General features: G+C 66.8%; 3 protein-coding genes and 1 pseudogene. 2 read left to right on the top strand and 2 right to left on the bottom strand.

The features are described 5' to 3' along the window. Positions 1–264: 264 nt before the first annotated feature. Positions 265–1,452, bottom strand: coding sequence for an XdhC family protein (locus N878_RS11710; protein ID WP_021443842.1), 1,188 nt, complete (start codon positions 1,450–1,452; stop codon positions 265–267). A gap of 83 nt (positions 1,453–1,535) precedes the next feature. After that, a pseudogene (locus N878_RS11705) lies at positions 1,536–2,511 on the bottom strand (LysR family transcriptional regulator). Between the two features lie 154 nt (positions 2,512–2,665). Here N878_RS11705 and N878_RS11700 point away from each other — a divergent pair. Then, positions 2,666–4,081, top strand: a complete 1,416-nt coding sequence (locus N878_RS11700; protein ID WP_021443839.1) for an acetyl-CoA carboxylase biotin carboxylase subunit — start codon at positions 2,666–2,668, stop codon at positions 4,079–4,081. Positions 4,082–4,097: 16 nt separating this feature from the next. Beyond that, a partial coding sequence (oadA, locus tag N878_RS11695) for a sodium-extruding oxaloacetate decarboxylase subunit alpha (protein WP_021443838.1) occupies positions 4,098–5,434 on the top strand: 1,337 nt, incomplete at its 3' end.

Raw genomic sequence — 5,434 nt, 5'->3', positions numbered from 1 at the left:
ACCGGCGTGCGCCTGCGCCAGCTGCCGTTGCCGGCGCAGATCAAGGCCTGACGTCCGATACTGGAAACACGAACGCCCGGGGTAATCCCGGGCGTTTGCGTTTATGGGGCTGGTTATCCCGGATTGCATCCGGGCTACGGCGGTAGCGCGAATCAAGCGGAACGCCGCCCATTCGCTCCTGCAGGTTGGATCCGTAGGGTGGGCCGGGCGGCAAGAGCGTGTCGGGTGGACAACGCGAAGCTTGTCCACCTGTTTGATGGCGGCTCAGGATGCGTTCAGCCTGGTCGCCGTTTCGAGCTCGCTGGCGTCTTGCGGCGTCGGCACATGGATCGCCGCCTGGCGATGCTTGAGCATGCCGCCATCGCGCTGGTTCAGCGCTGCGGTCATTTCGGCGAGGATCGCCGTGGCCACGCTTTCCGGGGTGTCGCCGCCGATATCCAGGCCGATGGGGTAGTGCAGACGCTCCAGCGCCGGCAGACGCCTGGTGTGCTGGCGAATTTCTTCCAGCAGGCGTTCGGTGCGCTCGCGCGGCCCTAGCTGACCGATATAGACCGGCGCGCCCTGCAACACAGCGCCCAGCCAGTGGCGGTCCTGGCTGTAGCTGTGGCTCATCACCGCCACCAGCGCGCCGTCGGTCAGGTGGTGCAGGGCGTAGGGCGAGCCGGTGTCGACCTGCAGCACCGCGTCGGCCTCGGCAAAGCGCTCGGCGCGGGCGAAATGGGCGCGGCCGTCGATCACCGTGACGTGCCAATCCAGCAGCTTGGCCATATGCACCAGCGGCTGCGCATCGTGGCCGGCGCCGAAGACCACCAGGCGCCGTTGCGGCGCCAGGTATTCGCAGAACACCTCGATCTCGCCGCGTGCATCGCGGTAAGTACGCAGCGAAGAGCGGCCTCGAGCCAGGGTCTCGGCCAGATCGGCGCGCACCCGGGCGTCCAGCGCCGGATCGAGCAGGCGCGCGCTGTCGGCGTGAGCCGGATGCAGCAACAGGCGTTCGCCAACCCTGACGCGGGCGTTGCGGTAGCTGGCGATCACCGTGGCCACGGCGCCGGCCTGGCCGCTTTCGCGCACCCGGCGCAGCAGGCCGAGCTGCGCCAAGGGTCTTTCGCCGCTATGGCGCTCGAGCAGCACGTGCACGGTGCCGTTGCAGCCGAGGCCGAAGGTCAGCGCGGCGTCCTGGTCGTCGTCATCGTCCTGGGTGGCGGTGCTGTAGCGGCGGATCACCGGCTCGCCGCCGTCGGTCAGCCACCAGGCCTTCTTCGCCACCTCGGACTCCAGGCAGCCGCCGCTGATGGTGCCCACGGTACTGCCGTAGAGCGGAATCAGCATGCGTGCACCGGGGCGGCGATAGGCCGAGCCCTCGACCTTGACCACCGTGGCGAGCACGGCCTGGCCGCCGTCGCGCTCGACGGCGGCGATGGCGCCGAGCAGGGCGCTGGTTCCCGACAGCATTGGCTTCTCTCCCAGGCAGGTTCGGCGGGGCGCTGCGGCGCGCCGCCCAGGCTGCCAATGTCGCGCAGGCCAGTTACGAAGGGTTAGGCCGATCCTGCTGGATCATTGCCCGATCCTGCCGCTCCGAGCTGAAAGCGCTCGGCCAGCTGGCCGATGGCGGCGCGCTCGCTGCGGATAAAGTCGAGAAAGGCCTGGGCCACCGGCGACAGGCGCCGGCCACGGTTGTTCACCGCGCACCAGCTGCGGTACAGCGGCAGCTCGGCCACCGCCAGCTCGCGCAGCAGGCGGTGGCGCAACTCCAGATGCACCGCGTGGCGCGGCAGCAGGGCCAGGCCGAGGCCGGCGATCACCGCCTCGCGCTGGGCGTCCAGCGAGCCGATCTCCAGGGTCTGGGGAAAGTGCGCGCGCTTCTGGTGGCAGTATTCCTCGCAGGCGCGGCGGGGTGCCCGAGCCGCTTTCGCGGATCAGCAGCGGATAGGCGGTGAGGTCCTGCAGTTGGAGGTCGTCTCGTGCGCAGAGCGGATGATCCGGCGGCGCCACCGCGATGATGGGGTTGTTGAGAAACGGCAGAAAATCCAGCGCCATGTCCTGCGGCACCTGGCTCATGATCAGCAGGTCGTCGCGGCTCAGGCTCAGGCGGCGCACCGCCAGGGCATGGTTGACCACCGTGAGATTCAGGCTGACTTCGGGATACTGGCGGCGAAAAGCGGCGAACAGGTGGGGAATGAAGTACTTGGCGCTGGACTCCACGCACAGGTTGAGCTGCCCCTGCAGCGAGCCCTGCAGGTCCGACAGCTGCATGTCCAGGCTCTCCAGGCGGCCGAAGATGTCGCTGCCGGCGCGCTTGAGCGCCTCGGCCGCCTCGGTCAGGTAGAGCTTCTTGCCGACGTATTCGAACAGCGGCTGGCCGACCAGCTCCTCCAGCTGGCGAATCTGCAGGCTCACCGCCGGCTGGGTCAGTGCCATCTCGTCGGCGGCGCGGCTGTACGAGCCGTGGTCGCACACGGCACGGAACACCTGGAGTTGGCGCAGGGTCATGCGCAGCAGGGTTTTACGCACGCTTTGCTCCTCGCTGGATCAGTACATAAGTAATTACTTATGCCTGATCAAATAATTATTGATTTTGGTTAATTCGTACAGCCAGCTAGGGTAACTGGGCGTTCGCCGTATTGGCCGCCGCGACCCTGACAGCTCTGCGCTGAGGATTCCAACCGTGATCAAGAAAATCCTGATCGCCAACCGTGGTGAGATTGCCGTCCGCATCGTGCGCGCCTGCGCCGAAATGGGCATTCGCTCGGTGGCCATCTATTCCGAGGCCGATCGCCACGCGCTGCACGTCAAGCGCGCGGACGAGGCGCACAGCGTCGGCGACGACCCGCTGGCCGGCTACCTGAACCCGCGCAAGCTGGTCAACCTGGCGGTGGAGACCGGCTGCGACGCCCTTCATCCGGGCTACGGTTTCCTCTCCGAGAACGCCGAGCTGGCGGAGATCTGCGCCGAGCGCGGGGTCAAGTTCATCGGCCCCTCGGCCGAGGTGATTCGCCGCATGGGCGACAAGACCGAGGCGCGGCGCAGCATGATCAAGGCCGGCGTGCCGGTCACCCCGGGCACCGAAGGCAACGTCGCCGATCTGGCCGAAGCGCTGCGCGAAGCCGAGCGCATCGGCTACCCGGTGATGCTCAAGGCCACCAGCGGCGGCGGCGGCCGCGGCATTCGCCGCTGCAACTCGCGCGAGGAGCTGGAGCAGGCCTACCCGCGGGTGATCTCCGAGGCCACCAAGGCCTTCGGCAGCGCCGAAGTCTTCCTGGAAAAGTGCATCGTCAATCCCAAGCATATCGAGGCGCAGATACTTGCCGACAGTCTCGGCAACACCGTGCACCTGTACGAGCGCGACTGCTCGATCCAGCGCCGCAACCAGAAGCTGATCGAGATCGCCCCCAGCCCGCAGCTGACCCCCGAGCAGCGCGCCTATATCGGCGACCTGGCGGTGCGCGCGGCGCAGGCGGTGGGCTACGAGAACGCCGGTACCGTGGAGTTCCTGCTCGCCGAGGGCGAGGTGTACTTCATGGAGATGAACACCCGGGTGCAGGTGGAGCACACCATCACCGAGGAAATTACCGGCATCGACATCGTCCGCGAACAGATTCGCATCGCCAGCGGCTTGCCGCTCTCGGTCAAGCAGGACGACATCATCCACCGCGGCTTTGCCCTGCAGTTTCGCATCAACGCCGAGGACCCGAAGAACAACTTCCTGCCGTCCTTCGGCAAGATCACCCGCTACTACGCCCCCGGCGGCCCCGGCGTGCGCACCGACACGGCGATCTACACCGGCTACACCATTCCGCCTTACTACGACTCGATGTGCCTGAAGCTGGTCGTCTGGGCGCTGACCTGGGAAGAGGCGATGGACCGCGGCCTGCGCGCGCTGGACGACATGCGCGTGCAGGGCGTGCGCACCACCGCGCCCTATTACCAGGAAATCCTGCGCAACCCGGAGTTCCGCAGCGCCGAGTTCAACACCAGCTTCGTCGAGAGCCATCCGGAGCTGACCCAGTATTCGATCAAGCGCAACCCGTCGCACCTGGCCATCGCCATCGCCACCGCCATCGCGGCCCACGCCGGCCTGTAGGGGAAGGATTCAGAACATGAGCAAAAAGATCTCGATCACCGATACCATCCTACGCGACGCCCACCAGTCGCTGCTGGCCACCCGCATGCGCACCGAGGACATGCTGCCGATCTGCGACAAGCTCGACCGCGTCGGCTACTGGTCGCTGGAAGTCTGGGGCGGCGCCACCTTCGACGCCTGCGTGCGCTTCCTCAAGGAAGACCCCTGGGAGCGCCTGCGCCAGCTCAAGGCGGCGCTGCCCAATACCCGCCTGCAGATGCTCCTGCGCGGGCAGAACCTGCTCGGCTACCGGCACTACAGCGATGACGTGGTGCGCGCCTTCGTCGCCAAGGCCGCGGTCAACGGCATCGATGTGTTCCGCATCTTCGATGCGATGAACGACGTGCGTAACCTGCGCGTGTCCATCGAGGCGGTGAAGGCCGCCGGCAAGCATGCCCAGGGTACCATCGCCTACACCACCAGCCCGGTGCACACCATCGACGCCTTCGTCGAGCAGGCCAAGCAGATGGCCGCCATGGGCGTGGATTCCATCGCCATCAAGGACATGGCCGGCCTGCTCACCCCCTACGCTACCGGCGATCTGGTCAAGGCGCTGAAAGACGCCCTGCCGCTGGAGGTGGTGGTGCACTCGCACGATACCGCCGGCGTGGCCAGCATGTGCCAGCTCAAGGCCGTGGAGAACGGCGCCGACCGCATCGACACCGCCATCTCCAGCATGGCCTGGGGCACCAGCCACCCGGGTACCGAGTCGATGGTCGCAGCGCTGCGTGGCACGCCCTATGACACCGGCCTGGATCTGGAATTGATCCAGGAGATCGGCCTGTACTTCCATGCCGTGCGCAAGAAGTACCACCAGTTCGAGAGCGAGTTCACCGGCGTCGATACCCGCGTGCAGGTCAATCAGGTGCCGGGCGGGATGATTTCCAACCTGGCCAACCAGCTGAAGGAGCAGGGTGCGCTCAATCGCATGGGCGAGGTGCTGGAGGAGATTCCGCGGGTGCGTGCCGACCTCGGCTACCCGCCGCTGGTGACGCCGACCTCGCAGATCGTCGGCACCCAGGCCTTCTTCAACGTGCTCGCCGGCGAGCGCTACAAGACCATCACCAACGAGGTGAAGCTGTACCTGCAGGGGCGTTACGGCAAGGCGCCGGGCAAGGTCAATGACGAGCTGCGCAAGCGCGCCATCGGTAACGAAGAAGTCATCGACGTGCGCCCGGCCGACCTGCTCAAGCCGGAGATGGCCAAGCTGCGCGAGGAGATCGGTAGCCTGGCCAAGTGCGAGGAGGACGTGCTGACCTTCGCCATGTTCCCCGACATCGGCCGCAAGTTCCTCGAGGAGCGTGCCGCCGGCAC

Source organism: Pseudomonas sp. EGD-AK9 (assembly GCF_000465935.2).
GTDB lineage: Bacteria > Pseudomonadota > Gammaproteobacteria > Pseudomonadales > Pseudomonadaceae > Aquipseudomonas.
This window is presented reverse-complemented; position numbering and strand designations above follow the sequence as displayed.

Coding starts and splice junctions, on each gene's coding strand:
- N878_RS11710 (WP_021443842.1), bottom strand. CDS start 1,452: ATGCTGTCGGGAACCAGCGCCCTGCTCGGCGCCATCGCCGCCGTCGAG.